Below are 26,573 nucleotides of genomic sequence, written 5' to 3'. Positions count from 1 at the left end.
CAGTCCTCCGGGCGGGCTCGCCGTGGGGTGCACCGGCCGTTGCATGGGCGATTGCCCGAAATGTCCATACCCGCCTACGCCAGAGGGGAAAACATGTGCGGAATCACCGGCTGGGTCTCCTTCGACCGCGATCTACGGTCGGAGCGCCAGGTGCTCGACGCGATGGTCGCCACCATGGCCCCCGGGGCCCGGACGCGGGTGGAACGTGGCTCGATGAACACGCCGCCATCGGCCACCGCCGGCTCGCGGTCATCGACATCGTCGGTGGACAGCAGCCGATGGCCGCCCGGGTCGCGGATGCCGAGGTGGTGCTCACCTACAGCGGCGAGGTCTACAACTTCGTGGAACTCCGGGACGAGCTGCGCCGGCTCGGCCACCCCTTCCGGACGCAGAGCGACACCGAGGTGGTGCTCCGGGCCTACCTCGAGTGGGGCGAGGCGATGGTGCACCGGCTCAACGGCATGTACGCCTTCGCCGTCTGGGACCAACGTCGCCAGTCCCTGATCCTGGTCCGCGACCGACTGGGCATCAAGCCCCTGTACTACGCCACGACCGCCGGCGGGGTGGTGTTCGGTTCCGAGCCGAAGGCGATCCTGGCGCACCCCGAGGTCGAACCCCGCGTCGACCTCGACGGCATCCGTGAGGCGTACAGCCTGCTGTTCAACACCGGGCCCTCGGTCTGGGCGGACATCCGGGAGGTGCTGCCGGGGTCGATCGTCCGGCTGGACCGCTCGGGTCTGACCCAGCGGACGTACTGGCAGCTCGAGGCCCGCCCGCACACCGACGACCTGCCCACCACCCTGGAGCAGGTGCGGCACCTGCTCACCGACAGCGCGCACCGCCAGCTCGAGGCCGACGTGCCCCGGTGCACGCTGCTCTCCGGCGGGCTGGACTCCACCGTGCTGACCGCACTGCTCAACCGGGAACTCCAGCGGACGGAAGGCGCGGAGGACCGGATCCGCTCGTTCGCCGTGGACTACCACGACCAGCAGGAACACTTCACCGCGGACGTCCTCCGCTCCAGCCCCGACGCGCCGTTCGCCCGGGAGGCGGGCGAGTTCATCGGCTCGGACCACCACACCATCCTGCTCGACCCGGACCGGCTCCTCGACCTGGAGAACCGGCAGGCCGTCGTGGTGGCCCGCGATTCGCCGATCGGCGTCGGGGACATGGACACGTCCCTCTACCTGCTCTTCGGTGAGATCAGGCGGACCTCCACGGTCGCGCTCTCCGGGGAGGCCGCGGACGAGGTCTTCGGCGGGTACCCCTGGTTCCACTCGCCGGAGACGATCGCCGCCCAGACGTTCCCCTGGCTGCTGGTCACCAACGACCGGCAGGCCATGCCCCTGCACCCGGACCTCTCCGCCAAACTGCGGCTACGTGAGTTCCAGGAGGACGCCTACCGCGACTCCATCGCGGCCGTCCCGGTGCTCGACGGGGAGACGCCGGAGGACCGGCGCATCCGGGAACTGCTCCACCTCAGCCTCACCCGCTGGCTGCGGCAGCTCCTGCACCGCAAGGACCGGCTCAGCATGGCGGTGGGCCTGGAAGTCCGGGTCCCCTACTGCGACCACCGGCTGGTGGAGTACGTCTTCAACGCGCCGTGGGCGATGAAGACCTTCGACGGTCGGGAGAAGAGCCTGCTGCGCTCGGTCGCCACGGGCCTGGTGCCCCAGTCGGTGCTCGACCGGCTCAAGAACCACTACCCCTCCACCCACGACGTCCGGTACAACCACGGCGTCCAGCAGCAGGCCGCCGATGCGCTCAAGGACCCGCACAGTGCCCTGCGGGAGATCGTCGACGTCAACGGGATCCAGCCGGCGCTGGAGGTGCCGCCGGAGAAGCTCGGCTGGGGCCACCGGCTCCGCCTGGAGCGGGTCATCGACCTCTCCCTCTGGCTCGGGTACTACAACCCCACCCTCGTCCTCTGAGCCCGCCGCCGACCTGGAGACACCGATGACGTCAGAGCAGGCCTATCCGCTCTACGGGCCGGAGTTCAAGCGCTGCCCGTACGGCACCTACCAGCAGCTACGTGACAAGGGCGAGGTCCATCCCGTCGAGTTCCCGAGCGGCGTGCGGGGTTGGCTCGTCACGGGTTACGAGGCGGCGGTGCGTACCCTGACCGATCCCCGGTTGGGCAAGAACCACGACCTGGGTAACGACGCCTGGCGCAGTCTCGCCGCCATCATGCCGGAGCCGCAGCACTCACAACTCCAGGTCCACCTGCTGCACCAGGACCCGCCCAAGCACACGTTCATGCGGCGGTTCGTCACCGAGGCGCTCAACCCCCGACGCCTCGAGGCGCTCCGGCCGCAGTTCCAGGCCATGGCCGACGAACTCCTCGACGACCTGGCCCCGGTCGGGCACGGTGACCTGGTCGAGAGCTTCAGCGCCAGGTTCCCGTTCCTGGTGCTGAGCACGGTGATCGGCCTGCCGCCCCACCTCGCGCGGAGGTTCCGGCGGGAGTGGTGCCGGGTGGTCCAGCCGGTCGGCCCCAAGTCGCCGCACCGCGCGCACTACATCGGCCTGCTGCACGGCCTCCAGGCGTACATCGCCGAGGTGGTGGCGGACCGGCGGGCCGATCCCGGCGACGACCTCCTCGCCAGGCTGGTCGAGGCCAACGACGACGGCCGGTTGAGCGACGAGGAACTCGCCTCGATGATCTTCCAGCTCCTGGTGGCCGGGCAGGAGCCGATGACCAACCAGATCAACACCGCGATGGTGGCCCTGCTGACCCATCCGGAGGCGCTGGAGCAGCTCACCGCCGATCCGTCCCTGCTGCCGCGCGCCGCCGAGGAGCTGATGCGATACGACAGTGCCTTCGAGCTGACCACCTGGCGGTTCTTCGGGGAGGACGCCGACCTGTTCGGCACCCGGATCCCCGCCGGTGACTCGGTCATCGTGTCCCTCGCCGCCGCGAACCGGGATCCGGCCCGGTTCGACCGGGCGGACGAACTCGACCTCACCCGCTCGCCCAACCCGCACATCGCCTTCGGGCACGGCATCCACTTCTGTCCGGGCGCCGGGCTGGCCCGCACCGAACTCCAGATCGCGCTGGAGACGATCCTCCGTCGCCTGCCGCACCTGAAGCTCGCCGCGGATCCGGGCGAGCTGGGTTGGATTCCGGCCGTCCTCGGTCGGGGTGTCGAACGTCTGCCGGTGACCTTCACCGCGACACCCTGAACCACCGGGTTCCTCTCCACGACCGTCCCACGCGGCCGACCCCGGTCGGCCGCGGGCGAGCGCGCGCCCTCCCGAGCCACTGGGTCACCCAGGCCTGACGGTCGTCGGCTCGGGCCCTCCCCTTCCGTAGCGTGATGTCAGCTGGGAGAAGACCATGCCACGCTCCACCCCCACCGTGTCGCAGGGCCACGCCCCGGGCAGCGACACCGCCGAACTGATCTCGAACGTGATCCTGCGCTTCCTCCTGCCCCACCGCCGGTCCGAGGCCGGCGAGCACGCGCACACCGACTGTTTCGCCGAGCAGCTCGGGGCGATCCGGCACTTCGTCGACCGGCAGGAACCGATCCTGTTCACCCTGCCGGCCTTCCCGTGCAAGTCACCCAACCGCCGCAAGGTCCTCGGTCACCTGCCCGACATGGGGGAACTGCTCTCCCTACAGTTCCTCAACCAGCTCTGCGACCAGGTCGCCAAGGTGCACACCCCCGGGGCGCGGATGCTGCTCTGCTCCGACGGGCACGTCTTCGGCGACCTGATCCGGGTGCCGGACGACCACATCACCGAGTACGGCGACGAGATCCAGGCGATGGTCGAGCGGCACGATCTGTCCCACATCGAGGCGTTCAGCCTCCAGGACGTCTACGCCGGGTACGACTACGACGGCAAGCGCAAGCTGCTGACCGAGCAGTACGCCCAGTCGCTGGAGAGCCTGCGCGACGAGGTCCGCTCCGACGAGAAGACGCTGAGCCTCTACCGGGGTATCACCCGGTTCCTGGTCGAGGACGTCAGCGAGTGGCACGACAGCAAGGCCGCGCTGCAACGGGACTGCCGCCAGCGGGCGTACGGCGTGATCCAGCGCAGCCGGGCCTGGGGCGACCTGATCGCCGACCACTATCCGGTGTCGGTCCGGCTCTCCATCCACCCGCAGCCCTGCGGGGCGGCCAAGTTCGGCATCCGGCTGCTGGAGATCCGGGACATGTGGCTGACCCCCTGGCACTCGGCAGCGGTGCTGCGGACCGACGGCCGCTTCGCGCTGCTACCCCGGGCGGAGGCCGAGAAGGCCGGCAAGCTGGTGTGCCGGGACGGCCGGCCGAGCCACTACGTGGTCGACTCCGCCGAGTGACCACTGCGGAGCCGGTGACACCTGTGGAGCCAGTGACACGTGTGGAGCCGGTGACCCCGGTGGAGCCGGGTGGCCGGGATGCCGACCGCCCACTGGTCGAGCGCTACCGCACGATGCTGTTCGACCTGGACGGGGTGGTCTATCGCGGTGCGGTCGCGGTGGACCACGCCGCACCCGCCCTCGCCGACCTGGCCCGGCGTGGACGGGACCGGATCTTCGTCACCAACAACCCCGCCCGGACGCCGTCCGAGGTCGCCGCCCTGCTGGACCGGCTCGGGGTCCCCGCGTCGGCCGCCTCGGTGGTCACCTCGGCACAGGTGGCGGCGGCGATGACGGCGGCCACCGTGCCGCCCGGCTCCCGGGTGCTCGCGGTGGGCGGGGCGGCGGTGCTGGCGGCCCTGCGCCAGGAGGGACTGACCCCGGTCCGCACGGCCGCCGACGATCCGGTGGCGGTGGTCCAGGGGTCGGCCCCCGAGGTCGACTGGCGTCAACTGGCCGAGGCGTCCTACGCCGTGGCATGGGGGCTGCCCTGGATTGCCACGAACCTGGACCTCGCGGTGCCCCGGGAGGGCGGCATGGCGCCGGGCAACGGCGCCCTCGTGCACGCCGTCACGCTGGCGACCGGACGCGTGCCGCTGGTCGCCGGCAAGCCGGAGCCGGCGATCTTCGAGTACGCCTGCCGGCGCGGACCGGGTCCACACGTGATGGTCGGTGACGGGTTGGCCACCGACGTCGAGGGGGCCCACCGCAGCGGCCTGGACAGTGTGCTCGTCCTGACCGGGGTCACCGGCGTCGACGACCTGCTCGACGCGCCACCGGCGCACCGGCCGACCCACGTCGTCACCGACCTGCGCGGCCTCTTCCGGGCTCCGCCGCCGATCCGGGGCTCGGACGACGGACACACCTGCGGCCCCTGGCACACCCGACGGGAGGGGAACGAGATCGTCCTGGCGGGCGGTCCCGGGGACCGGGCCGACGGCGTACGGGTGCTGTGCCAGACGGTGTGGGCCGCCCGGGACGAGGGCCGTCCCGCCGTCGTCGGTGCCCGCTCCCGGGACCTGCTGCGCCCCCGGCAGCGGGAGAGCCTGCGGAGGTGATGTCGACTCACGATGGAACCGGAAGGGCACCGGGAACGACTCCTACTCGAATGGCCTGAGTAGAGGAGTTCCGAATGCCCCGATGGTCCGGCCCGGCCGGCCTGGTGATCCGACAGGTGGCAGCGGCGATGGCCGCCGTGGCGGTCGCGCTCGCGGTCTCCGCGACCCCGGCCAGCGCGCACGCCCGACTGGTCGACGCCAGCCCCGCCGACGGCACCACCCTCTCGGCCCCGGTGGAGACGGTCGAGTTCACCTTCGACGACCGCGTCCGGGACCGGTTCGTCACGATCGTGGTCGCCGGGCCGGAGGGCCGGTCGTACCTGCGGGGCGGGGTCGAGGTCGACCAGTTCCGGCTCCGCCAGCCGGTGTACCCGACCGGCTCGGGGTCGTACCGGGTCGCGTGGCGGGTGGTCGGCTCCGACGGGCATCCGGTGCAGGGTGAGTTCCGGTTCCGGGTCGCCCTGCCGCCCGGTCAGGAACCGACGGTCCGGCCCCCGGCGGAACCCGCCGACGACTCGACCACCCGGTCGGGCACGCCCTGGGCGCTGGTGGCCGGCGGCGGGCTCGTGCTGCTGGCGGCGGCTGTGGCGCTGGGGACGCGGCCCCGTCGGGCGGCGCGGCGGCTCCCCCGGTGACCCGGGTCGAGCAGCGTCCGGTCGACCCGCCGGTGGCCGCCCGACGCGGCGTCCCGGTCCCCGTGCTGGTCGCCGCGACGGTTGCCGTCGCCGCCGTCGTCCTCGCCGGCGCGCTGCGGTACGGCGGCGGGACGGACCGCGAGCAGATCCTCGGCCTGCCCGACGGTGGCGCGGTCACCGCCTGGGGGCTTCCGGTCGCCCGGGCCCTGAGCTACCTCGGGGCGGTCCTGACCGTCGGTTGGACGGTCGCCGCCGCGTTCCTCCTGCCCGGGCTGGACCGGCTGGTCGGTCCGACCGGGTACCGCCTGCTCCGCCGGGCGTCCTGGTCGGCGGCGCTCTGGCTGGTGGCGACCGTGGTCGCGCTGCCGCTCACCGCCTCCAGCCTGCTCGGCCAGCCCGCCGACCAGGTCACCACGGTCACCGTGCTCAGCCTCGCCATGTCGGTGTCGCAGGGGCAGGGACTGGTCGTCGCGGCGGCCATGATCGCCATGGTGCTCGCCGCGACCCGCTGGGCGATCACCCGTACCGGCGTCGCGGTCACCGCCCTGCTGGCCGTCGCGGCGACCCTCCCGCCGGTGCTGACCGGGCACTCGGCGGGTTCCGGCAACCACGCGATCGCGGTCAGCAGCGTCGGCATACACACCGCGGCGACGGCCCTCTGGGTCGGTGGCCTGGCCGCGCTGCTCACCCTCCCCGGCACCCGGGACCTGCCCCGGGCGGCCCGCCGCTACAGCACGCTGGCGCTCTGGTGCTTCGTGCTGATGGGACTGAGCGGGGTCGCCAACACCGTGCTCCGGCTGTACCGGCCGGACGAGTTGTGGAGCACCCGGTACGGGGCGCTGGTGCTGGTCAAGGCAGTCGTGCTGGTGGCGCTGGGTGGCTTCGGGGCCGCCCACCGGTCCCGTACGCTGCCCCGGCTCGCCGTCGACGGCGCGCGGGCGTTCCGCCGGCTCGCCGCGATCGAGGTCCTGGTGTTCGCCGGGATCGTGGCCGTCGGCGTCGCGATGTCCCGGTCCCCGGCGCCGGTCACCGTCGACCCGGCCGAGCCGGACGTCTACACCGAACTGCTCGGCTTCCCGCTGCCCGCCGCCCCGACCGTGGCCCGGCTGCTGGGCCAGCCGGTTCCGGACGCGTACTTCCTGCTCGTCGCCGTGATCGGCGGGGGCCTGTACCTCGCCGGCGTCCGTCGGCTGCGGCAGGCCGGTCGGGCCTGGCCGGCGGCGCGTACGGTCAGCCTGCTGGCCGGCATGCTGGTGCTGGTCGCGGTGACCTGTCTGGGCTTCGCCCGGTACGCGGCGGTGACCCACGCCCACCACATCGGCCAGCACCTGGCCCTGCTGGTGCTCGTCCCGCTGCTGGTCAGCGGTGGAGCGCCCGGCGCGCTGGCCGGGGCGGTGCTGCGGTCCGGGCCCACGCCCGACCTCCCCGGGGCCCGCGAGTGGTGGGAGACGCTGCGCCGCAGCGGCCCCGCACGGGGCCTGGGCCATCCGGTCACCGCGGTGGTCGCGTTGGTGGCCTGTCTCTACCTGCCCTACGTCGCCCCGGTGCTGAGCTGGCTGATGCAGCGGCACGTCGGGCACCTGGGGATGCTCACCGCGTTCCTGTTCGCCGGCGGGGCGGTCGCCACCGTGCTGCGCCACCGGCCCCGGCGGGTCGTCGCGGCCGTGCTGGCGGTCACCACGGCGGCGCTGGTGCTCTTCGCCGTCCTGGTCCGGCGCAGCGACCGGCTGCGGTCGGCCGACTGGTTCGACCTGGTCCGCCCGGACTGGGCGCCGACCCCGGCCGCCGACCACAAACAGGCGGCCTGGACGGCGCTGGCGGGCGCGGTGGTGCTGGCGGTGGCCGGTCTGGTCCGGCTCACCCGAACCGCCCCCGAGCCGGCCGGCGACGTCGAGGGCCCGGCGCCGGCCAACAGAGACGAGCAGCCGACGCCGGCCAACGGAGACGAGAGCGCGGTGACGACCGGCGAGCGGCCGGGGTGAACACGACGGCTCCCCGTCGAGGGACGCGCATCCTTCGACGGGGAGCCGGTGGCAGTGCTCGGTCAGCCCGGCTTGACGGCGGTGTAGACGCCGTAGTGCATGACGTCCTTGTCGTACGCCTGCTTCATCAGCGGGACGGAGTTGAGGAAGCGGAAGATGTCCGCGCCCTTGGCCCGCACCAGCTTCCACACGTACGAGGGGTCGCGCATCAGCGGCTTGACGATGTCGGCCGACAGTGCCCAGGTGGCCCGGACGTTGTCGGTCCAGTCCGCGGTCCGCACGTCGGTGTAGCCCAACTCGCCACAGAGCTTCGCGTAGTGCTCCAGCGGCAGCACGTGCGAGATGGCGAAGTCGCGGTAGAGCCGGCGCAGCAGCTTGACCTCCTTCGGGTCGAGCTGGTCGTCGCGGCTGGTCCAGGTGGCCACCACGAGCCGGCCGCCCGGCTTGAGGATGCGCAGGTTCTCCGCGAGGTAGGCCCGCTTGTCGGGCATCAGCTCGCAGCTCTCCATCGACCAGACGACGTCGAAGGTGTCGTCCGGGTAGTCGGTGTGCATGGCGTCCAGCACCCGGAACGACGTACGGTCGGCGACGCCGGCCCCGGCGGCCTTCTCGGTGGCCCGCTTGACCTGCTCGTGGCTGAGCGTGATGCCCTCGACCGTGCAGCCGAGGTCGGCGGCGAGCATCACCGCGGACGCGCCGATGCCGCAGCCGCTGTCGAGCACCTTCGCGCCCTCCGGGATGCCGCCGAACCGCATCAGCTCCTGGCTGGTGCGCCGCTGTGCGACGTCCCGCGACACGTGGGGCGCGTCGAGGTCCCAGTAGCCGTGGTGGATGTGCTCGCCCCACAGGTCCTCGTAGAGGTCGACGAGCTTGTCGTAGTGGTCACGCACGGCCCGGTGCAGGTCCTCGACCGAACCCTCCTGGCTCAGCCCGGTGTCGGTGGTCTGGGTGCTCACGTGGCGCTCTCCTTGTCGCGAAGGGGGTGGGTCAGGCACTGGGAACCAGGCGGGCCGCGGTGCCCCGGCCGGCGAAGTCGGTGACCTGGCCGACCAGGATCGTCAGCCGGCGCATCAGCCGGGCGTCGGCACGGATCGCCGCGTCGACGTCCTCGAGGGCGGCCAGCTCGATCGAGTTGACGGCGACCGCCATCGGCGTGACCCAGCCGCGCAGCGACGTCACCGTGGTACGCAGCGCGGCGACCGCGGTCGCCGCGCCGTGCTCGCTCCAGCCCACGGCCACCGATCCGACGACCTTCCCGTCGAGGTAGGCCGGCCGGTCGGCGGCCAGGTCCTCCAGGTGGTCCAGGGCGTTCTTGACCAGGCCGGACATGCCGCCGTGGTAGGTGGGGGTCACCACGATCAGCCCGTCGGCCCGGCGCACCGCCGCCAGCAGCTCGGCGGCGGCCGGCCGGCGGTGCGGGGCACCGGGCTGGTAGAGCGGCATCTCCAGGTCCGCCGCGGTGAGCACCGTGCAGCGGGCACCGCGGTCGGCGGCGAGGTCGGCGCAGGCGCGCAGCACCCGCTCGCTCACCGACCCCGGCCGCAGCGACCCGCCGAGCAGTGCCAGCTCCACGCCGGTCACGGAATCGATCCGGCGGCCACCATCGCGGCCACCTGCGGGCGCTGCAGCTTCCCGCTGGAGGTCTTGGGCAGGGTACGGGGGGCGACCACGACCACCTTCCCGGGGCGTACGCCGGTCCGGTCGCTGACCGCGCGCTCGACGGCGCGGGCCGTCTCGGCAAGCCGCTCCGGGTCCCGGTGGTTCTTGCTCTCCACCACCAGCACCATCCGTTCGGTGCCGCTGCGCGGGTCCGGTACGCCGACCGCCACCGCCCCGCCGGCCCGCACCCCGTCGACGGTCTCGGCGGCCCGCTCGAAGGTCTGCGGCTGGTAGTTCCGGCCGGCCAGGATGATCAGGTCCTTGCTCCGCCCGGTGACGAAGAGTTCGCCGTCGAGCAGGAAGCCGAGGTCGCCGGTGTCCAGCCAGCCGTCGCGCAGTTCGAGCAGCGGGTCGGCGGGACCGTTGAGGTAGCCGGTCATCATCGAGTCGCTGGCCACCAGCAGCCGGCCGACATGCCGGTCGGGCAGGTCGACGTCGTTCGCGTCGGCGATCCGGATCTTGGTGCCCGGCACCGGGATGCCCGAGGAGACGTAGTGGTGGGTGTCCTCCGGCGACTCCGGGGCCGACGCCCGGCCCTGCTCGGCCATCGCGGTCCGGGAGACCGGCTCGCTCCGGGGCGGGGTGCCGACCGGCGAGAAGGTCGCGGCGAGGCCGAGTTCGGCCATGCCGAAGCAGGGCCGCAGGTGCTCCGGACGGAAGCCGAGCGGCTCGGCCACCGCCAGGAAGTCGCGCAGCGTCGTCGCGTCGACCACCTCCGCCCCGTTGAACGCCGCCCGCCAGCAGCTCAGGTCCACCCCGGTCAGGTCGACCTTCCGCCCCACCGCGGCGACCAGCCGGTACGCGAAGTTCGGCGCGGGCGAGAGGGTGGCCCGGTACCGGTGGATCAGCCGCAGCCAGCGGTCCGGACGGGTGCCGAAGGCCAGCGGCCGGATCAGCACCGACGGCAGGGAGAGCAGGAACGGCGTCATGGTCGCCCCCACCATGCCCATGTCGTGGTGCAGCGGCAGCCAGCTCGCCATCACGTCGCCGTCGCAGAACGGGCCGCCGAGGCCGATCGCGGAGGCCGCGGCGAGCACCGAGCGGTGGCTCAGCACGATGCCCTTCGCCGCCGAGGTGGTGCCGGAGGTGAACTGGATGAAGGCGGGCTCCTCCGGGTCGGCGTCCAGCACCGGGTCGGCGACCACCCCGTCGCCGAAGGGTGGGCTGATCACCGCGACGTCCAGCCCGGCGAGGGCCTCGACGGTGGCCTCCCGTAGCTCCTCGTCGCAGACCAGCACCGAGGGCTGGGCCACCGCCACGATGTGCCGCACCCGGTCCAGCCAGAGCTGCTTGCGGCCGGCGCTCAGCGGCGGCTCGAGTACTGACGGAACCGCGCCGAGCAGTTCCGCCCCGAACAGTCCGGCCAGCAGCGGGGCCGAGGTGTCCAGGCAGAGGCAGACCCGGCCGCCCCGGCGCAGCCCGGCCGCGGCCAGGGCCGCGCCGGCCGCGTGCGCCCGGTCGAGCATCCCGGCCACCGTGATCCGCTGGTCGGCCTCGGGCTCGTCCGGCAGGTAGTAGGCGACCGCCTCGGGCTGCCGGCGCGCCCGTTCCACGAGCGCGCCGGCCACTGTGCCGGCCGGGGTGAGCCGGGCGATCCCGGCGGCGGGGTCGGGGGTGAAACCCCGCCGGTCGGGGTGTACCGCGAGGGCGGCGCTGGTGGCGCTGTCGATGCTCATCACGGGCTCCGATCAGGGGAATAACGAACCGATCAGGGAATGACGAACGGGAAGTCGTTGCGACCCATCTCCCGGGCCGCGTCGATCACCGCGTCACAGATGGCGTCCACGTCGGCGTCGGAGTGCGCGTCGCCGGTGTAGAACATCGGCATGCTCAGCGTGTAGACGCCGCGCTTACGCAGCATCAGGGTGAGCACGGCCGGGCCGAGCGGGTTGGCCGCCGCACCGAAGTCCCGGTAGGTGTCGTAGGAGTCCCGGGCGGTGAAGCCGAAGGTGCCGGCGAAGGCGCCGAAGCCGAGCAGTCGCAACGGGATGCCGGTCTCGGCGCGGAAGTCCGCCAGCCGCGACTGCACCCGGGCCACCTTGGCCTCGGTCCGCTCGTAGAAGGCCGGGCCCGCGTCCCGCAGCATGCTCAGCGAGGCGTACGACGCGGCGATCGACAGGTGGTTGCCGGAGTGGGTGTTGACCACGAAGGTCTTGCTGCCGATGTCGGTCAGCGGCATGCCCGAGGTGTGCGCCGCCTCCAGCAGTTCCGCCTTGCCGCCGATGGCCGCCAGCGGCAGCCCGAGACCGGAGACGACCTTGCCGTAGCAGTGCAGGTCGGCGGGGATGTCGAAGTGGCCGGCCGCGCCCGCGGTGCCGAACCGGAAGCCGGTGAGCACCTCGTCCAGGATGAACGGGACCTCGAGTTCCTGGCAGCGCTGCGCGACCTCCCGCAGTTCCGGGATGGTCTGGTCGGTGAACGGCCAGGACTGGCAGGCGGCGTCGGCGATGACGCAGGCGAGATCGTCGGCGTACTTCTCGATCAGCTTGCTCGCGGCGGCGGCGTCGTGCGGCAGGATCAGCATCTCGAGCTGCGGCACGCCGGTGAAGGCGGTCAGCGGCTCGATGCCGTCCGAGCCGATCTCCGGGAACGGGTTCACCTTCGGGTGGCCGTGCGCGAAGAACGAGGTGTTGTGGGCGGCCACGTCGCCGGTGCCGTGCCAGCAGCCCTCGAACTTGGCGACCAGCCGCTTGCCGGTGTACGCCCGGGCCAGCCGGGTGGCAATGGCGATGGCGTCGGTGCCGGAGTTGAGCAGGGCGAACTTCTCGCAGTGCGGGATCAGTTCCTTGAGCAGTTCGCCGAGCTTCAGCTCCAGCGGGTTGAGGTAGCCGTTGCCGGTGCCGCGCAGCGCCTGCTCGCGGACGAACTCGACCACCTGCGGCGGGTTGTGGCCGAACAGCGACTGCCCGCCGAAGCCGAGGTGCGAGTCGATGTACGTGTTGCCGTCGACGTCGGTGAGCCGGCTGCCCTGGGCCTCGGCGACACCGAGCGGGAACATCGGCGCGTGGAAGGGCAGGAACACGTGGTTGGTGACCACGTGCTCCCGCACCTCCTCGGCCAACGCCATGGAGTTCTGCTGCCGCTCCGTCAGCTCGGCGAAGAGGTCGCCCACCCAGGGCTGGGACATGACATCGGCGAGGATCTCGGCCGGGGTACGGGTGTCAGGGGTGCTGTCGGCGATCGTCATTGGCGTTGGCCCATCCGTGTTTCGAGGAGTTGTGTGATCAGGCCGGGAGGACGAACGGGAAGCCGTGCTTGTCCAGTTCCCGGGCGGAGTCGAGGACGGCGGCGAGCACTTCCTCCACGTCCGCGTCGCTGTGCGCGTCGCCGGTGAAGAACATCGGCAGGCTGAGCGTGTAGATGCCCCGACGACGCAGCATCAGGGTCAGCAGGAACAGCCCGATCGGGTTCACCGCCGCGGCGAACTCGCGGTAGTCGTCGTACGACTCGCCGGCGACGAAGCCGAACGAGCCGATGAAGTCGCCGAAGCCGAGCAGCCGCAGCGGGATGCCGGTCTCGGTACGGAAGTCGGCGAGCCGGTTCTGCACCGTGGCGATCTTGGCCCGGGTGCGCTCGTAGTAGGCCGGGCCGGCGTCGCGGAGCTGGCTCAGCGAGGCGAACGAGGCGGCCAGCGAGAGGTGGTTGCCGGCGTGCGTGGTCTGCACGCAGGTCTTGCGGCCCAGGTCGGTCAGGGGCAGACCGGTGGTCTGCATGTGGTCGATGATGTCGGCCCGACCGGCCACCACGGACAGCGGCAGGCCGAGACCGGTGACCACCTTGCCGTAGCAGTACAGGTCGGCCGGGATGTCGAAGTGGTCGGCGGCGCCGGAGATCCCGTAGCGGAAGCCGGTGAGCACCTCGTCGAGGACGAACGGCACCCGCAGGGTCTTGCAGCGCTCCGCGACCGCCTTGATCAGCGGGACGGTGTGCTCGGCGTACGGGAACGACGAGGAGACCGCCTCGCCGAGCACGCAGGCCAGCTCGTCGCGGTGCTTCTCGATCAGCGCCAGCGCGGCAGCGGTGTCGTTGGGCAGGACGAGCAGCTCGGTCTTCGGGGCCGGCGCGACGCCGGTGAGCGAGGGCAGCGGCGCGATGCCGTCCTCGGTGACCTCCGGGAAGGGCTGCGTCGGGTGGCCGTGGTACCAGAAGGCGGTGTTGTGCGCGGCCAGGTCGTGCACGCCGTGCAGGGCGCCCTCGAACTTGGCCACCAGCCGACGGCCGGTGTGCGCCCGGCAGAGCCGGATGGCCGCGTTGGTGGCGTCGGTGCCGGAGTTCAGGAAGGCGAACTTCTGGCAGTGCGGCAGGATGTCCTCGAGCAGGTCGACCAGTTGCAGCTCGGTGAGGTTGAGGTAGCCGTTGCCGGTGGAGCGGCCCAGGTGCTCCCGGACGTGCTCGACCACTGCCGGCGGGTTGTGCCCGAACAGCGCCTGCGCGCCGAAGCCCAGGTGCGAGTCGAGGTAGGTGTTGCCGTCGATGTCGGTGATCCGGCTGCCGGCCGCCTCGGCGACGACCAGCGGGAACTGCGGCGCGTGGAACGGCCAGAAGACGTGGTTGGACGCGGCGCGCTCCCGGACCTGGCCGGAGACCTCGATCGACTGGCGCTGACGCTCCCCGATCTCGGTGAACATGTCGATCACCCAGGGCTGGGTGAGCAGTTCGGCGACCAGGTTCTCGGTCGGGTTGGGGGTGGCCATGGGCCGACTCCGTTTCTCGTGGTTCTCGGGGTGGGCGGGCAGGATCGGAAGCGGGCCGGGTCCTCAGAAGCGGACCAGGGCGGATTCCATGGTCAGGCCGGGTCCGAAGGCCATCAGGACGCCGTACTCCCCCGGCTTCGGGCGGGACTCGCGGAGGATCTGCTCGAGGATCAGCAGGACCGTCGGCGAGGAGCAGTTGCCCCAGGAGTTCAGGATCTCCAGCGACGGACGCAGCGCCGCAAGGGGCAGCTCCAGCCGGTCGCCGACGAAGTCGATGATCTTCGGGCCGCCGGGGTGGATGCCCCAGTGCGCGACGTCGCCGACCGAGAGTCCGTGCGGTTCGAGGAGCCGGCCGACGAAGGGCCGGATCGTCTCGGCGAGGTAGACCGGCACGTACGGCGAGAGCGTCATCCGGAACGCGTCGTCCATGACCTTCCAGGTCATCGCCGCCGAGGTCTCCGGGTGGGTCTCGGTGTGCGTGCCGAGGACCACCAGCCCCTCGGCCGCGTCGACGTCACCCTCCACCGCCTCCAGCAGGAGGGTGGCCGCGGCGTCACCGAAGAGGCCGGTGACCACGACCTGCTCCTTGGTCGCCTCGGGGCGCAGGTGCACCGAGCAGACCTCGGCGCAGGTGACCAGGGCGAGCTGGTCGGGGCGGCCGGCGAGGGAGTCCAGGGCGACCTTCAGGCCGTTGAAGGCCGCGTAGCAGCCCATGTGGCCGACGAAGGTGCGGCGCAGGTTCTTCCGCAGGCCGAACTCCTTGGCCAGCAGCATCTCCGGGGTCGGGCCGGCGTAGCCGGTGCAGCTCACGAAGGTGTAGCTGCCCACCCGGTCGGTCTCGACCCCGTCGAGCACCCCGCCGACGGTCTCCCGGCCCATCGCCAGGACGCCCTGTTCCCACGCCTCGATCCGGGCCTGCATGCCGGGCCAGCCGTCGCCGTAGTGCTCCTTCGGTGGCCAGAGCATCCGGCGCTGGTTGACCTGGGTGCTCATGAAGAGCTTCTCGGCGTCCGGCACCTCGGCGTAGAGGTTCTTGTAGAAGGAGTCGAACATCTCCCGTTGGGAGATGGCCGGGCCGGCCTGCGCGGTGCGTAGGCCGACGATGCGCGCGGGCCGGGTCGGGTCCGTCGCGGTGATCACCCCGACACGCTCCCCGACTCGACCGCCTGGCGGATCGCCTTGACGAAGCCCCCGGTGACCTCGTCACTCTCCTTCTGGGCGAACGGCTCGATCAGCACGATCACGACCCGGGCCACGTCGACGGACGCCTCGGAGCGGGTGTCGATCTCCAGCACCTGCTCCTCCGGCGTCGGGCCGTCGGTGATCCGGAAGGTGCCCCAGGAGCGGAAGTTGGACTCGCCCACCGGCTCCCAGGTGATCGCGTCCGGGTCGGAGGTGTCGAACTGGGCGGTGTACTCCGGGGTGAACCGGACGACCCCGTTGGAGACCTCGGCGAGCCGGTAGTGGTACAGGTTGTCGCCGACCTGGGTCAGCTCCTCCACACCCGGCATGAGCTTGCCGGTGCCGACGACGTCGAGCATCACCTTGCGCAGCTCGTCGCGGCTGGTACGGATGACCGCGTCGCGCTTGGTCTTGGTCCTGATCCAAACCATGTGTCAGCTCTCCTGGGACTTGACGGCCTGGCCGATGTAGCTCACGGCGGTGGACGTGGTGAGGTGGAAGGGACCGACCGCCCGACCGCGCAGCGTGGCGGGGACGAGCTTGTGCGGCGGCGCCACGGGCTCCAGGCCCTTGATCTCGGTGAGGTCGAGGCCGTGGTCGGCGAAGACGGCGCGCAGCTCGTCCGGGCGGATGAACATCTTCCAGTTGTGCGTGCCCGGGTAGACGATCTTGAGGATCTTCTCGGAGAGCACGATGGCCTTCAGGTAGCTGGCCGCCGTGCGGTTGATCGTGTCGAACACGACGATGCCGCCGGGGCGCAGCACCCGGGCGATCTCGGCCACCGCGCCGGGCAGGTCGTGCAGGTGCTCCAGCACGTCCGAGATGACCACCAGGTCGACCGCGCCGTCCGGCTTCGGCAGCTCGTACGCCGAGCCGACCTGGTAGTCGACGGTCACGCCGTTGGCCGTGGCGTGCCGGCGGGCGGTCTCGATCGAGCCGGCGGAGAGGTCCACGCCGGTGACCGGGTAGCCCAGCGCGGCCATCCGCTCGGAGACCAGCCCGCCACCGCAGCCGATGTCGAGCACCCGAATCTGCGAACGGTCCTCGCCGAACGCCCGCCGGGCGGCCTCGTCGAAATAGGTCACCCGGGACGGGTTCATGTCGTGCAGGGCGCGCAGCGGGCCACTCGCGTCCCACCACGAGTCGCCGACCTCGTGGTAGTACTCGTTGTCGATGGCGACCGCGTTCGGGTCGAGCGCGGTCAGGTGCCGGTCGTTGCCCGCCATCACACCCACCTCGGGGTCTCGTCCGGGTCGATGCCGACGGCGGCCTTGCCGACCAGTTCCCGGGCCAGCGATCCGGAGACCGGGGCCGGGGTCGCCTTCAGGTCGTGCCAGAGCTGGCCGATCCGGGCCGCGCCCTCGGCGTCCGCGCCGACCAGGTCGTACGCGGCGGAGACCACGGCCTCGGCCTCGGCGGCCAGGAAGATCCCGGCGGTGCACGCCTCGGCCAGCGCGGCGGCGTCCTCCCCGACGGCCCGGCCGGCCTGCCGGTCCAGCAGCGCGGTCATGGTGTCCAGCGAGCCGCGCATCCGGGCCACCGCGAACTGCGGGCCGGGCTGCCGGGCGGCGTCACCGGACTGCCGGACCCGCTCGACGGCGACCGCGTACGCCCGTTCGGCCAGGCCGAGCTGGACGGCGGCGTGGTGCAGCACCGCCTCGGCCCGCCCGGCGGCCAGCGCCGCGCCGAGGGCGAAGGCGGTCGCCCCGCAGCCCTGCGCGACGGTCCGCAGCGCCTGCCGCCGCTGCCCGCCGTCGCCGAGCGCGTCGGCGGTGACGCCGGCCGCGTCGAGGGCGGCCAGGTTCTCGGCGACCAGGTCACCGGCGTCCACCCGGCCGGCCCGGCGCTTCTCGAAGTCCACGGCCAGGTCGGCGGCCGCGCCCACACCCGCGCTCGACATTGCGGTCCCCTCGTTGGTCGTCGTGGTCATCCGGCTCACCCGACCCAGCGCGGCTCGGCGAAGATCGGCACGTCCAGGGCCAACTTGCCGGCCCACTCCAGGACGACGTCGGTGGCCGGCGGCACCAGCAGACCGGCGACGACGTCCCGGTACATCCGCTGGAGCGGGTCGCTGGTGGCCAGGCCGGAGCCGCCCTGCACCTGCATGCCGATGGTCACCACCTCGTGCGCGAGGCGGGTGACGGTGGTCTTCATGACGCTCATGTCGATGTAGTGCCGCAGCGGGTCGACGTCGTCGTGCTCGGCGTGGATCGCGGCCTCCAGGTGCGCCCGCGCGGCGGCGACCCGGGCGGCCATTTCGGCGATCTTGAACTGGATGCCGGGCAGGTGCGCGTTCGGCTTGCCGATCACGCTGATCACCCGCTGCCGCTGGGTCCGCACCACGTGGTCGAGGGCCGCGCGGGCGATGCCGACGAAGCAGGACGCGAAGCTGCACCAGGCCCAGTGCACGCCCGACATGAACAGCAGCGGCAGGTTGCCCCGCTCCCCCACCATCCACTTCTCGTCGATGAAGAGGTCCTCCAGGGCCAGCGAGTGGCTGCCGGTGGCCCGCATGCCCGCCGCGTCCCACTCGGCGGTGACCCGGACCCCCTGCTCCGGCTTGGGGATCAGGAAGGCCATCGGCTCGGGCAGGCCGCGGTCGTCGGTGATGGCGGCGGAGAGGAAGAGGTGCGTCGCGCCCGGGAAGCCGGTGAAGAAGCCCTTGCGGCCGTTGAGGACGAAGCCGCCCTCGACCTCCTCGGCCCGGGTGGTCGGGTGCCACCAGTTGCCGCCCACACCGGGCTCGCTGAACCCGCCGGAGATCACCGCGCCGTCGCGCACCGCCTGGCAGGCCCACTCGGCGCTCGGCCCGCCGAGCCGGGCGATCATGGCCAGACCGTGGACGTGCATGTTGACCGCGAAGGCGGTCGACGCGCAGCCACCGGCGAGAATCTGCTGCGCCTCGCAGAGTTCGGCCAGGCTGGCGCCGTCGCCGCCGAACTCCGGCGGCACGGTCATCGCGGTGTAGCCGGTGCGGACCAGCTCGGCCATGTTCTCGTGCGGGAAGCTGAGGTCCCGGTCGTGCTGGGCCGCGTTCTCGGCGAACGTCGGCGCCAGTTCGTGGGCCAGGGCCACGTAGTCGGTACGGGTCACGGCTGCCGTGCTCATCGCTTCTCCTCCCCGGCCGCGGCACGCGAGCGGGCCAGCAGCTCTGCCATCGATCCGACGCTGTCCACCTCGGAGGACATCGCGTCCTCGAGCCAGCGCAGCAGGTCGAAGTCCGGGTACGCGTCACGGATGCGGGCGGCCAGTTCGACCAGGTCCAACGAGTCGAAGCCGAGGTCCCGGGTGATCGACGATTCCGCGCGGATCTCCTCGCGGCGCAGGGTCGGCTTCACGGCCACCAGATCGTCGACGAGCGTGCGCACGTGTTCATCGAGGCTGATCATCGGCCCTCCCCGCCGTAGGTGATAAGGTCGCAGCGAAGATCCTGAATCTGGCAAGATCTTCCGACCACGTGTGCGTCGCTACCGAGCACGTGGATATCTCCGATCCGTAACAGGGAACGCCTGCGGAGGTCGACGCAGCGGGCGGAGCGCCCTTGGGCGTCACACTCCCGGACGGGCGACCTCGGCCGTGCTGGCCTCGCCAACGGGCTTGAATGGTTCGACTGTCCACTCGCGAATCACTCAAGGATCACTCGAGGATTCCTCAACAATCACTCAGGGTGCATCGTGTCCAGGGTGGACGGTTACCCAAAGTAGTTGTACGCTCTCGGCTTCAGCGAGTCATCACCACAACCCGAGTCAGATACGAGATCCTCCTGGGCGGCGGTCGCGTGGGTCGGTCGCCCCGTCGAGAGGGACCAGGGAGCGCAACGTCAGTGAATGCCGTCGTCCGTTTCTCCATAGCCCGTCCGAAAACCGTCATCGCGATCTGGATCGTGCTCGCCGCGATCTGCGTACCACTGATGATCGCCCTCACCGGCGCCCTGAAGGCCGGTGGCTTCGACAACCCCCGGGGCGAGGCCGCCGCCGGACAGAAGGTCATCGAGCGCAGCTTCAACGAGGCGCCGGAAAGCCTCCAGGTCGTACTGACCAAACCGGACGGCGACGTCACCGCCGACCTGGCCGAGGCGACCCGGGTGGCCGAGGAGACCCCGCACGTGGCCTCGGTGCAGGACTACCGGCAGGACCCGAAGTGGCTCTCGGCGGACCGGCACACCACGTTCCTTCAGCTCGGTTTCCGCATCGACAAGTCGACCATCCAGCACGAGATCGACGGCCTGCGTGAGCGGATGACCGAGGCGATGCGGGACCGTGGCGTCCAGGTGCGCGTCACCGGCGCCCAGGCCCTCGACTACGACCTCAGCGTGCAGTCCGAGAAGGACGCAGTCACCGCCGAGATGATCGCCTTCCCGCTGCTGATCGTCGTACTGCTGGTGGTGTTCCGCTCGGTCGGCGCGATGCTGCTACCGATCGTGGTGGCCGGCCTCGCGCTCGTGGTCGCCTCCGCGATCGGCTACCTGATCACCTTCATGACCGACCTCTCCACCCTCTACACCAACGCGGTGTCGCTGATCGGTATCGCCGTCGCGGTCGACTACTCGCTCTTCATCATCAAGCGGTACCGCGACGAGCTGGTGGCGGGCGACACGTACGTGCCGGCGCTGCGCACCGCGATGCGGACCGCCGGGCACGCGGTGCTCTTCAGCGGCCTCGCCGTGGTGGTGGCCCTGCTCGCCCTCTTCATCCCCCGGATCATGGTGTTCAGCAGCATGGCCATCGCGGGCGTGGTGGTCACCCTGGTCGCCCTGGCCATGTCCATGACCCTGCTCCCGGCCGCGCTCACCGTGATGGGCCGACGGATCAACTGGCTGTCGCTCAAGCCGCGCGCCGCCCGGACCACGCAGGGCAGCGGCCCCGGCCTGCTGACCCGGCTCCAGCGCAAGCCCGCCCTGACCCTCGCCGTCCTGGTGGCGATCTTCGGGGTGATGGCCTGGCCGATGAGCGACATCCGCCTCCAGTCGCCGGTGGCCAGCGCGACCATCCTGCCCGAGGAGACCGACTCCCGGCAGGGCATCGAACGGCTCCAGGCCGCGCTGGAGTTCCGCAACCTCTTCCCGGTCCAGATCGTGGTGAGCGCGCCGGAGAGCACGTCGCCGGCCACCCTGCTCGACGCCGTACGCAAGGTCAACGAGACGGTCCGGGAGCAGCAGGGGATCGACACGGTCACCGACGTGACCAGCATCGGGCTTCCCGCCGAGGCGGTCACCGCCGCCGTCGACGGCCAGTCCGCGGCGCTGCCGCCCGAGGCGAAGGCCGGCTTCGACCAACTCTGGGGCGCCGACGGCGACCGCCGGGTCAGCCGGGTCGTGGTCATCCCCAGCTCCGACCCGGACAGCGACGCCGCCCACGACCTGATCCACGACCTCCGCGACGAACTGCCCGGCGCCGTCCCGGACGGGGTGCGCGTCCAGGTGACCGGGGCGACCGCCACCGGCGTCGACTTCGACGAGGTCCTGATCAACACGCTGCCGGCCATCCTCATCGCGGTCGCGCTGATCACCATCGCCCTGCTGGCCCGCGCGTTCCGCTCGTGGCTGCTGCCGCTGCTGGCGCTGGCGCTCAACGCGCTGGTGGTCGCGGCCAGTCTCGGCCTGCTGACCACGATCAGCCAGAACTGGCTCGACCAGCGGATCGACAGCACCACACCGGCGCTGGTCTTCGCCATCATGTTCGGGCTGAGCATGGACTACATGGTCATCATGATCTCCCGGATGCGGGAACACTACGTCGAGCACGGCGACCACCACGCGGCGGTCACCGGCGGGTTGCGCGACACCGCCGGCCTGGTGAACGGCGCCGCCCTGATCATGGTGGCGGTCTTCGCCTCGTTCCTGGTGGCGAAGGTCAGCGTGGTCCAGCAGCTCGGCCTGGGCCTGGGCATCGCGGTCATCCTGGACGCGGTGGTCATCCGGCTGCTGGTCATGCCGGCCGCGCTGAACCTGATCGGCCCGCGCGTCTGGGGCCGCGCAGCGCAGCGCGCCACCGGCGGCGAGCGCAGCCCCGACGCGGAGCCGGTGCCGGCCACCTGACCGACTCCCGCCGGGACTGAGTCCCGACCAACCTCGCTTCACCACTGTTCGCCCGTCGCCGGTAGTTCTGGCCCACCGCCAGGACTACCGGCGACGGGCATCTCAGCGCGGCGGGAAACGCCAACGCCCGTTCCGGTGGCGCACCCCGGTGAGGTCGAGTAGCTGCCGAAGCCGGTGAGCGAGGACCGCCGCCTGCACCGTGGAAAGAACGATCTCCTGGCACCCGTCGTCCTCGCTGACCCGCATCGTCACCATGGGTGCCACGGCCATCCCCGGTACGTCCCCCGCGACCAGTGCGACGTCGGCCCGCACCACCTCGGGTCGCCCGGTATCGACAGGCAATCGCCGGGAGCGGTGCTGCCTGCGCTCCCGACAGCCATCACGGCCACACCATGACGGATGGTCAGCGGGGCTTCGGACGGCGAGGCTGCCGGTGGCGTAGCGGTAGACGTGGCCACATGGCCGCTCGATGTTGGGGGCCAGCACCACCGGGTGCGCCGACCATCCCCCACCACCCATCACGGCGATCATGGACGGGGCATGGTGCTGACACGCGTAGGCCGTTCCGTCGAGGGAGCCCTCGCTGTAGATCTCCAGGCGAACGCTGGCCGGCCCTCCACAGCCGGGCAACGGCGGCAGGATCGGCAACCCTGTCACCGCCCGTCGGTGGTGCTGCCTGGAACGAATCCCGTGATCACCATGCCTCCTCGCCAGACGTCCCCGGCATGCCCGGACTCTGCGGAATGCCAACCTGGAGCACCATCAAAGCCAAATACACGCTTACGCAGTAAGCCAAATAAAGTCAGCATGATTTGGCCAACCGTCTAGCGGATGGATTTGGCCAAGATCGATGGTGGAACGATCGGGGGGTGGCAGACGACCTGACAGCAGCGGTCAGGGCATACGAGGACGCGCGGGCAGCAGTCACCGACGCGCAGGCGGAAGCCGACCGGATCGTCGCCGCCGCGAAGACCGACGTGGTCACGGCCCGGGCACGTCTCGCCGATGCGATCGTCGCGGCGGCCCGGAACGGCATGCGCCAGGTCGACATCGTGCGGGCGACTGGATACACCCGCGAGCGGGTTCGGCAGATCCTGCGAGCCGGCGGAGTCGAGGCCGACTAACTCGGACGACCCAGGGTGCCCGCTGCGGGACCCCACCGACCCTTACAAGCAAACGGCACGGAGCACGGATGGGCTGCGACTGCGCAGGCGGCAGAGCCTCCATCGGATGGACCTCGACGTGGTGGCGGGACCAGACTTACCCGGACAGCGCGACTGGCGGGCAGTAGACCGCCAAGCCCCGACCACGCACCCCATAGACACCCATGGCCATCAACCAGAAATCAAAAATCCGGTTGCGGTCCCATTTGCGGATGGGGTTCGAAAGTATACAACCGTTGGCCGACACACACATCACCCCCGACATCACCAACCATTTTCACCTTCGCAGACATCGGAGGATTCAATAACACTGCACGCCTCACGGAAAACCAAATCGCCGAAATACGGGCCGGAACATCCGCCGCTAGGCACTCAATAGTCGTCGAGCCCGTCCCGACACGGTCCTCCGGCCTGACAACGCCCGCCATACAGCGAACAATGCACACGGTACGCCCTGAAGCACCTCTAGAATCTCCTGGACCTCCAAGGCCCCACTAGCGTCCATACGCGGACTCCTCAACGAACTGAGCGAACGGTCCGGAGACCCGACTCGTCGCACTCGCCATCAACCGAGGGATAGATCTCAAACGCCGGACTGCTCGAAGGAAAGCCTTCGGGAAAGAAGGACATTCGCAGTCCATCGACAAAGACTGCATGGAGAAATGATGCAATCCCGCCCTCGAAGCTCAACCACTCCGATCGGCTCGGATTGTTAATCGTTAGACCCCAAGAGGCCGAGTGTTCGGCTGGCATCATTACCCACGAGATGACGTCGCCGTCCTCAGTCCGAGCAACTGGCTGCAGCTGTTCAGGAGCGTGCCGAATCGTCCTTCCCGTTTCGATCTGAGCCTTGATCCGCTCGCGGTACTTTTCCCCAAAGGAGCCTATGCGGATTGGCTCGAATCGGGACTTGGGCTGCAGCACGTGCAAGAAACCATCGAAGCAGCCCGGGCCGTAGGCGTCGACGAGCCACGTGTAGTCCTGCGGCACGGCGAATCCCAGCCGGCGCTCAAGCTCGCTCCAGAGGTCGAAGCGGGAAGAGCGGCCTATTGGCGGCGGGATAACCGCCAGCAGCTCTTGAGACTTGGTCACCAGTCCTCATCTCCAACGCCAGACATTATTCCTTCCGACCATCAGCCAAGGAAGCACCTCCACTTTCAAGGCATCCCTCCGGCAGCTAAGAAGGTTAGATGTCGCACTAGGGCGATAGCGTGACCCCCGGTCAGATGGCACGCAACCCACCTTGACCCCACGCTATCGTGGATATCCATTAGGTGAGTGGATTAAAGCAAACTACCCGCCGAGGAAAGTCCTTAGGGAATATGTTCATTCGAACACGACGAGAAAGAACGGCCTCCAGCCATTCCACCATCCCGCCGTCATACTCTTCCCAGAGCGGACCGCGAGGCTCCCCCAACGCAACGCTCCACCGATCCGGCTCATCGCGCCGCCCCATCACCCAATAGGCCACATCACCGTTCTCAGAGCGACCAAAGGATAACAATTCAGCAGGCCGCCTCGGAAGCGAGCACCCCCTCTCAGTCAAGTATTCCAGCGCCCAATTAGTGCGCCCATACTGGCATTCCAAGTCCACTCCCTTACGAGAGGAATGGGGGCAGAAGACATAGAAGAATCCCCCGAATGAGCCGGGGCCGTAATTTTCGACCAACCACTTATAGTCCGACGGGAGCGAAACCCCCATTCGAGACTCGATTACACCCCAGTCCACCGCTGTTGCTGCGCGACTAGGTTGTGCCACCACCTGACGAAACGACTCAGCGTTGAACATCATTCACCGTGCCCAAAAAGTCCAGCCGGGTTGGATATGGTGTCTGGCAGGCGGCGCGGCTTCGGTCACCTGGACCACCACCCAGCGGTTCCGCCGAAATTGCGGCATCCGGGTGACGGGGATACCGCAATTTCGGCGATGGAGGGGAAGGCGCGGCCGGGAAAGGGGAACCCCCGGCCTACCCAAGCCGGGGGTTCCAGGTTTCCGCCCAAGTCGCACGTCGGACGCGTTTAAAGCCGTGGAATCAATCTAAACGTTCGTCGCCTCTACCATTGGGCTACCGCGCCATGCTGAGAGGCGCGGGCAGGATTCGAACCTGCACTGAACGAGCCCAACCACGGCTGCTCCATCCGACGATCGGCGGTAATGCTGAGTCTGGAGCGAGAGTCTGAACTTGAAGGGGCGGCCTGCCTCTACCAATTGGGCTACCCCGGCTCGGGAGCCGGGGGCAGGAGTCGAACCTGCACTGGACACGTCCCGCTCAGTCTGACGTTTCAGTCTCAGCTTCTTCGCGCTCTCGCGCGTCCCTCCGCGCTCCCACGGAGGGAGTCTTCGAGGCTACCCGAACAGGTAGCCGAACACCCGCTCACCGGCCTTCTGGTCCTCCACCTCGGTCATGTTGGCCTGCTCGCGGGCGAACTTGACGGCCTGCTGGAGCTTGGCCACCCGCTCGCGCAACTCCTTGACCCGGGTGGCGGGCAGGGCGCCGGAGAGCTTCACGGTCGTCCAATAGCCGACCGGGACGTCCTCGGTGTACACCTCCACCTGGGCGGGGTGCTTCTCGGTCGCCTCGGCCTTGACGTGGTTGCGCATCACCTTGCGGCTGCGCACCGTCTTCACCGGGTCGGAGGCGTACGCCCCGGCGGCGTCGTTGAACGTCCAGGTCTCGGCCGGGTCCAGCACGGGCAGCTTGTCGACGAAGGCGTACAGGTCGACAAGCTGCTTCTCGAGGAAGAGCAGGTACGTGACCGGCACGTCGGCGAGGATCGTCCGGCCGTCCACCACCACGTCGGCCTTGGCCCGGGTGTTCGCGACGTCCTGGGTGAGGACGAGGTCGAAGAGCCGGGTCAGCGACTTGGACACGTCGCCGATCACGTCGGTGGCCGACACCTGGACCCGGGTGGACTCCGGCGGAAGCTGCTCACCCTCCTCGTCCTTCGGCTGGTAGCTGCGGGAGATGCCGGACAGCATCGGCGCCTTCTGGATGTTGCGCTGGGCGTCGACGAACTCCCGGGTGGTCTGGGCCTTCACGCCCTTGGTGACCGCGATGATCTGGTTGAGCTTGGCCATGCCGATCTTCCCTTCAGACGGCCAGGACGCTACCAGCGAGCGTCCACGGCAGACGACCGGGTTTCGCCGCGCAACTGCCGACCGGCGGACAGCGGACAGCGGCTCGGGCAGCGTCCCTCCAGCGACGTTGCGGGCAGTCTCGGCTGTATGCCATCGCTATCTTGGTCCGGTGATCGAGATCCTGGACAGCCTCGATGTCCTTGCCCAGCCCGTCCTTGATCTCCGGACGCTGACCCTCGCCGGGATTCGCTACGGATCGAACGCAGCTGACTCCATCGACCGAGAGCGGATCGAACAGGTCACCCTCTCCCCGATCGTTCACAGGGGGAAGAGCGGCACCGGCATCGAAGCCGAATACTACGGCGCAGACGGCCAGCGGCTCACTCTCGACGAGGTAGTCGCCAGCGTCATCGACGATCACGGCATGCTGCACACTGCTGACAAAGTCAGCTACAAGATCGCGGGTGGAAGGGTGGTCGGCTTCGCGTTGTACGGCGCGGAGCGGGGCGCGCTGGCCTACTTCAGTTCGCTGCGGTCGTACGAGCAGTTCCTTACCGCGTTCGGGACACCCGACAGCGTCGAACGCCATGAGGGCTTTGGCGAACTGCTGGGATACCGCAACTACTACTGGGGCTCGAAGAAGCAGGCGTACTGGGACAGCTGGGACGGCCGGTTGTCGTCCGTGAATCTGGGCGACTACGACGGTAACCACGGGCCTAAGCCAGCGTCCTGAGCTTCGATG

24 protein-coding genes are annotated in these 26,573 nt (G+C 70.2%); 9 read left to right on the top strand and 15 right to left on the bottom strand.

The annotated features are described in order from the left end of the window. The first annotated feature begins 95 nt into the window (after window positions 1–95). From asnB to GA0074692_RS00375, 6 genes are all read left to right on the top strand, one after another. Window positions 96–1,931, top strand: coding sequence for an asparagine synthase (glutamine-hydrolyzing) (gene asnB, locus GA0074692_RS00400; protein ID WP_218106505.1), 1,836 nt, complete (start codon window positions 96–98; stop codon window positions 1,929–1,931). Between the two features lie 25 nt (window positions 1,932–1,956). Continuing rightward, complete coding sequence (locus GA0074692_RS00395) at window positions 1,957–3,183, top strand: cytochrome P450 family protein (protein WP_091638523.1); 1,227 nt, start codon at window positions 1,957–1,959, stop codon at window positions 3,181–3,183. A gap of 154 nt (window positions 3,184–3,337) precedes the next feature. Next, the gene (locus GA0074692_RS00390; RefSeq protein ID WP_091638522.1) at window positions 3,338–4,303 is read left to right on the top strand and encodes an L-tyrosine/L-tryptophan isonitrile synthase family protein; all 966 of its coding nucleotides are present in this window, start codon (window positions 3,338–3,340) and stop codon (window positions 4,301–4,303) included. Window positions 4,304–4,335: 32 nt separating this feature from the next. Beyond that, window positions 4,336–5,400: an HAD-IIA family hydrolase gene (locus tag GA0074692_RS00385; protein WP_218106504.1), complete on the top strand. Its 1,065-nt coding sequence runs from the start codon at window positions 4,336–4,338 to the stop codon at window positions 5,398–5,400. 74 nt (window positions 5,401–5,474) lie between these two features. Continuing rightward, window positions 5,475–6,035, top strand: a complete 561-nt coding sequence (locus GA0074692_RS00380; protein WP_091638521.1) for a copper resistance CopC family protein — start codon at window positions 5,475–5,477, stop codon at window positions 6,033–6,035. After that, window positions 6,032–8,017 carry a cytochrome c oxidase assembly protein gene (locus GA0074692_RS00375; RefSeq protein WP_091638520.1) on the top strand — a complete coding sequence of 662 codons (1,986 nt, stop codon included), beginning with the start codon at window positions 6,032–6,034 and terminating at the stop codon, window positions 8,015–8,017. The genes GA0074692_RS00380 and GA0074692_RS00375 overlap by 4 nt, the downstream gene beginning before the upstream one ends. A gap of 62 nt (window positions 8,018–8,079) precedes the next feature. On the opposite strand, the gene GA0074692_RS00370 is transcribed toward GA0074692_RS00375, so the two are convergent. The 11 genes from GA0074692_RS00370 to GA0074692_RS00320 form a co-directional block, all read right to left on the bottom strand. Beyond that, window positions 8,080–8,973 (bottom strand): methyltransferase domain-containing protein, encoded by an 894-nt coding sequence (locus GA0074692_RS00370; RefSeq protein ID WP_176738241.1) that lies wholly within the window; start codon window positions 8,971–8,973, stop codon window positions 8,080–8,082. A gap of 31 nt (window positions 8,974–9,004) precedes the next feature. Further along, entirely contained in the window at window positions 9,005–9,598 is a 594-nt protein-coding gene (locus GA0074692_RS34470) for an NADPH-dependent FMN reductase (protein ID WP_176738240.1), read from the bottom strand. Then, window positions 9,595–11,352: an AMP-binding protein gene (locus tag GA0074692_RS00360; protein ID WP_091638517.1), complete on the bottom strand. Its 1,758-nt coding sequence runs from the start codon at window positions 11,350–11,352 to the stop codon at window positions 9,595–9,597. The genes GA0074692_RS34470 and GA0074692_RS00360 overlap by 4 nt, the downstream gene beginning before the upstream one ends. Window positions 11,353–11,384: 32 nt before the next feature. Further along, window positions 11,385–12,863: an aminotransferase class III-fold pyridoxal phosphate-dependent enzyme gene (locus tag GA0074692_RS00355; RefSeq protein WP_091638516.1), complete on the bottom strand. Its 1,479-nt coding sequence runs from the start codon at window positions 12,861–12,863 to the stop codon at window positions 11,385–11,387. A gap of 37 nt (window positions 12,864–12,900) precedes the next feature. Next, entirely contained in the window at window positions 12,901–14,370 is a 1,470-nt protein-coding gene (locus tag GA0074692_RS00350; protein ID WP_091638515.1) for an aminotransferase class III-fold pyridoxal phosphate-dependent enzyme, read from the bottom strand. Between the two features lie 63 nt (window positions 14,371–14,433). Then, window positions 14,434–15,510 carry a type III polyketide synthase gene (locus tag GA0074692_RS00345; protein ID WP_218106499.1) on the bottom strand — a complete coding sequence of 359 codons (1,077 nt, stop codon included), beginning with the start codon at window positions 15,508–15,510 and terminating at the stop codon, window positions 14,434–14,436. Then, window positions 15,507–15,983 carry an SRPBCC family protein gene (locus GA0074692_RS00340; RefSeq protein ID WP_091638514.1) on the bottom strand — a complete coding sequence of 159 codons (477 nt, stop codon included), beginning with the start codon at window positions 15,981–15,983 and terminating at the stop codon, window positions 15,507–15,509. The genes GA0074692_RS00345 and GA0074692_RS00340 overlap by 4 nt, the downstream gene beginning before the upstream one ends. A 3-nt stretch (window positions 15,984–15,986) precedes the next feature. Next, window positions 15,987–16,778 carry a bifunctional 2-polyprenyl-6-hydroxyphenol methylase/3-demethylubiquinol 3-O-methyltransferase UbiG gene (ubiG, locus tag GA0074692_RS00335; protein WP_091638513.1) on the bottom strand — a complete coding sequence of 264 codons (792 nt, stop codon included), beginning with the start codon at window positions 16,776–16,778 and terminating at the stop codon, window positions 15,987–15,989. After that, window positions 16,778–17,482: a hypothetical protein gene (locus tag GA0074692_RS00330; protein ID WP_141725098.1), complete on the bottom strand. Its 705-nt coding sequence runs from the start codon at window positions 17,480–17,482 to the stop codon at window positions 16,778–16,780. Before GA0074692_RS00330 ends, ubiG begins: the two co-directional genes overlap by 1 nt. A 5-nt stretch (window positions 17,483–17,487) precedes the next feature. Continuing rightward, window positions 17,488–18,660, bottom strand: coding sequence for an acyl-CoA dehydrogenase family protein (locus GA0074692_RS00325; protein WP_091638511.1), 1,173 nt, complete (start codon window positions 18,658–18,660; stop codon window positions 17,488–17,490). Next, window positions 18,657–18,941, bottom strand: a complete 285-nt coding sequence (locus tag GA0074692_RS00320; protein WP_091638510.1) for an acyl carrier protein — start codon at window positions 18,939–18,941, stop codon at window positions 18,657–18,659. The genes GA0074692_RS00325 and GA0074692_RS00320 overlap by 4 nt, the downstream gene beginning before the upstream one ends. Before the next feature lie 434 nt (window positions 18,942–19,375). Between GA0074692_RS00320 and GA0074692_RS00315 the strand changes: the two genes are divergently transcribed. Beyond that, window positions 19,376–21,589 (top strand): MMPL family transporter, encoded by a 2,214-nt coding sequence (locus GA0074692_RS00315; protein ID WP_176738239.1) that lies wholly within the window; start codon window positions 19,376–19,378, stop codon window positions 21,587–21,589. A gap of 102 nt (window positions 21,590–21,691) precedes the next feature. Here GA0074692_RS00315 and GA0074692_RS00310 read toward each other — a convergent pair whose 3' ends face one another. Continuing rightward, entirely contained in the window at window positions 21,692–21,901 is a 210-nt protein-coding gene (locus GA0074692_RS00310) for a hypothetical protein (protein ID WP_176738238.1), read from the bottom strand. Window positions 21,902–22,458: 557 nt separating this feature from the next. Between GA0074692_RS00310 and GA0074692_RS00305 the strand changes: the two genes are divergently transcribed. Beyond that, window positions 22,459–22,713, top strand: coding sequence for a hypothetical protein (locus tag GA0074692_RS00305; RefSeq protein WP_091638507.1), 255 nt, complete (start codon window positions 22,459–22,461; stop codon window positions 22,711–22,713). A gap of 555 nt (window positions 22,714–23,268) precedes the next feature. On the opposite strand, the gene GA0074692_RS00300 is transcribed toward GA0074692_RS00305, so the two are convergent. The 3 genes from GA0074692_RS00300 to GA0074692_RS00295 all read right to left on the bottom strand — a co-directional run bounded on the left by GA0074692_RS00300 (window position 23,269) and on the right by GA0074692_RS00295 (window position 25,831). Continuing rightward, window positions 23,269–23,844 carry an SMI1/KNR4 family protein gene (locus GA0074692_RS00300; protein ID WP_091638506.1) on the bottom strand — a complete coding sequence of 192 codons (576 nt, stop codon included), beginning with the start codon at window positions 23,842–23,844 and terminating at the stop codon, window positions 23,269–23,271. Window positions 23,845–24,022: 178 nt separating this feature from the next. After that, window positions 24,023–24,541: an SMI1/KNR4 family protein gene (locus GA0074692_RS36805; RefSeq protein ID WP_176738237.1), complete on the bottom strand. Its 519-nt coding sequence runs from the start codon at window positions 24,539–24,541 to the stop codon at window positions 24,023–24,025. Between the two features lie 558 nt (window positions 24,542–25,099). Then, window positions 25,100–25,831 (bottom strand): DUF7873 family protein, encoded by a 732-nt coding sequence (locus GA0074692_RS00295; RefSeq protein WP_091638505.1) that lies wholly within the window; start codon window positions 25,829–25,831, stop codon window positions 25,100–25,102. Window positions 25,832–26,000: 169 nt separating this feature from the next. On the opposite strand from GA0074692_RS00295, the gene GA0074692_RS00290 reads away from it, so the two are divergent. Next, the gene (locus GA0074692_RS00290) at window positions 26,001–26,564 is read left to right on the top strand and encodes a hypothetical protein (protein WP_091638504.1); all 564 of its coding nucleotides are present in this window, start codon (window positions 26,001–26,003) and stop codon (window positions 26,562–26,564) included. Window positions 26,565–26,573 lie beyond the last annotated feature (9 nt).

Source organism: Micromonospora pallida, from assembly GCF_900090325.1.
GTDB classification, from domain to species: Bacteria; Actinomycetota; Actinomycetes; order Mycobacteriales; family Micromonosporaceae; genus Micromonospora; species Micromonospora pallida.
Note: the sequence above shows the minus strand (reverse complement) of the source record. Positions and strands in the feature narration are given on the sequence as shown.

Bases quoted from the DNA above. Each gene is read 5' to 3' on its own strand.
- ubiG (WP_091638513.1), bottom strand. From the start codon at position 16,778: ATGGCGGGCAACGACCGGCACCTGACCGCGCTCGACCCGAACGCGGTC.
- GA0074692_RS00340 (WP_091638514.1), bottom strand. From the start codon at position 15,983: ATGGTTTGGATCAGGACCAAGACCAAGCGCGACGCGGTCATCCGTACC.
- GA0074692_RS00395 (WP_091638523.1), top strand. From the start codon at position 1,957: ATGACGTCAGAGCAGGCCTATCCGCTCTACGGGCCGGAGTTCAAGCGC.
- GA0074692_RS00360 (WP_091638517.1), bottom strand. From the start codon at position 11,352: ATGAGCATCGACAGCGCCACCAGCGCCGCCCTCGCGGTACACCCCGAC.
- GA0074692_RS00325 (WP_091638511.1), bottom strand. From the start codon at position 18,660: ATGAGCACGGCAGCCGTGACCCGTACCGACTACGTGGCCCTGGCCCAC.
- GA0074692_RS00320 (WP_091638510.1), bottom strand. From the start codon at position 18,941: ATGATCAGCCTCGATGAACACGTGCGCACGCTCGTCGACGATCTGGTG.
- GA0074692_RS00350 (WP_091638515.1), bottom strand. From the start codon at position 14,370: ATGGCCACCCCCAACCCGACCGAGAACCTGGTCGCCGAACTGCTCACC.
- GA0074692_RS00295 (WP_091638505.1), bottom strand. From the start codon at position 25,831: ATGGCCAAGCTCAACCAGATCATCGCGGTCACCAAGGGCGTGAAGGCC.
- GA0074692_RS36805 (WP_176738237.1), bottom strand. From the start codon at position 24,541: ATGTTCAACGCTGAGTCGTTTCGTCAGGTGGTGGCACAACCTAGTCGC.
- GA0074692_RS00330 (WP_141725098.1), bottom strand. From the start codon at position 17,482: ATGACCACGACGACCAACGAGGGGACCGCAATGTCGAGCGCGGGTGTG.
- GA0074692_RS00355 (WP_091638516.1), bottom strand. From the start codon at position 12,863: ATGACGATCGCCGACAGCACCCCTGACACCCGTACCCCGGCCGAGATC.
- GA0074692_RS00380 (WP_091638521.1), top strand. From the start codon at position 5,475: ATGCCCCGATGGTCCGGCCCGGCCGGCCTGGTGATCCGACAGGTGGCA.
- GA0074692_RS00390 (WP_091638522.1), top strand. From the start codon at position 3,338: ATGCCACGCTCCACCCCCACCGTGTCGCAGGGCCACGCCCCGGGCAGC.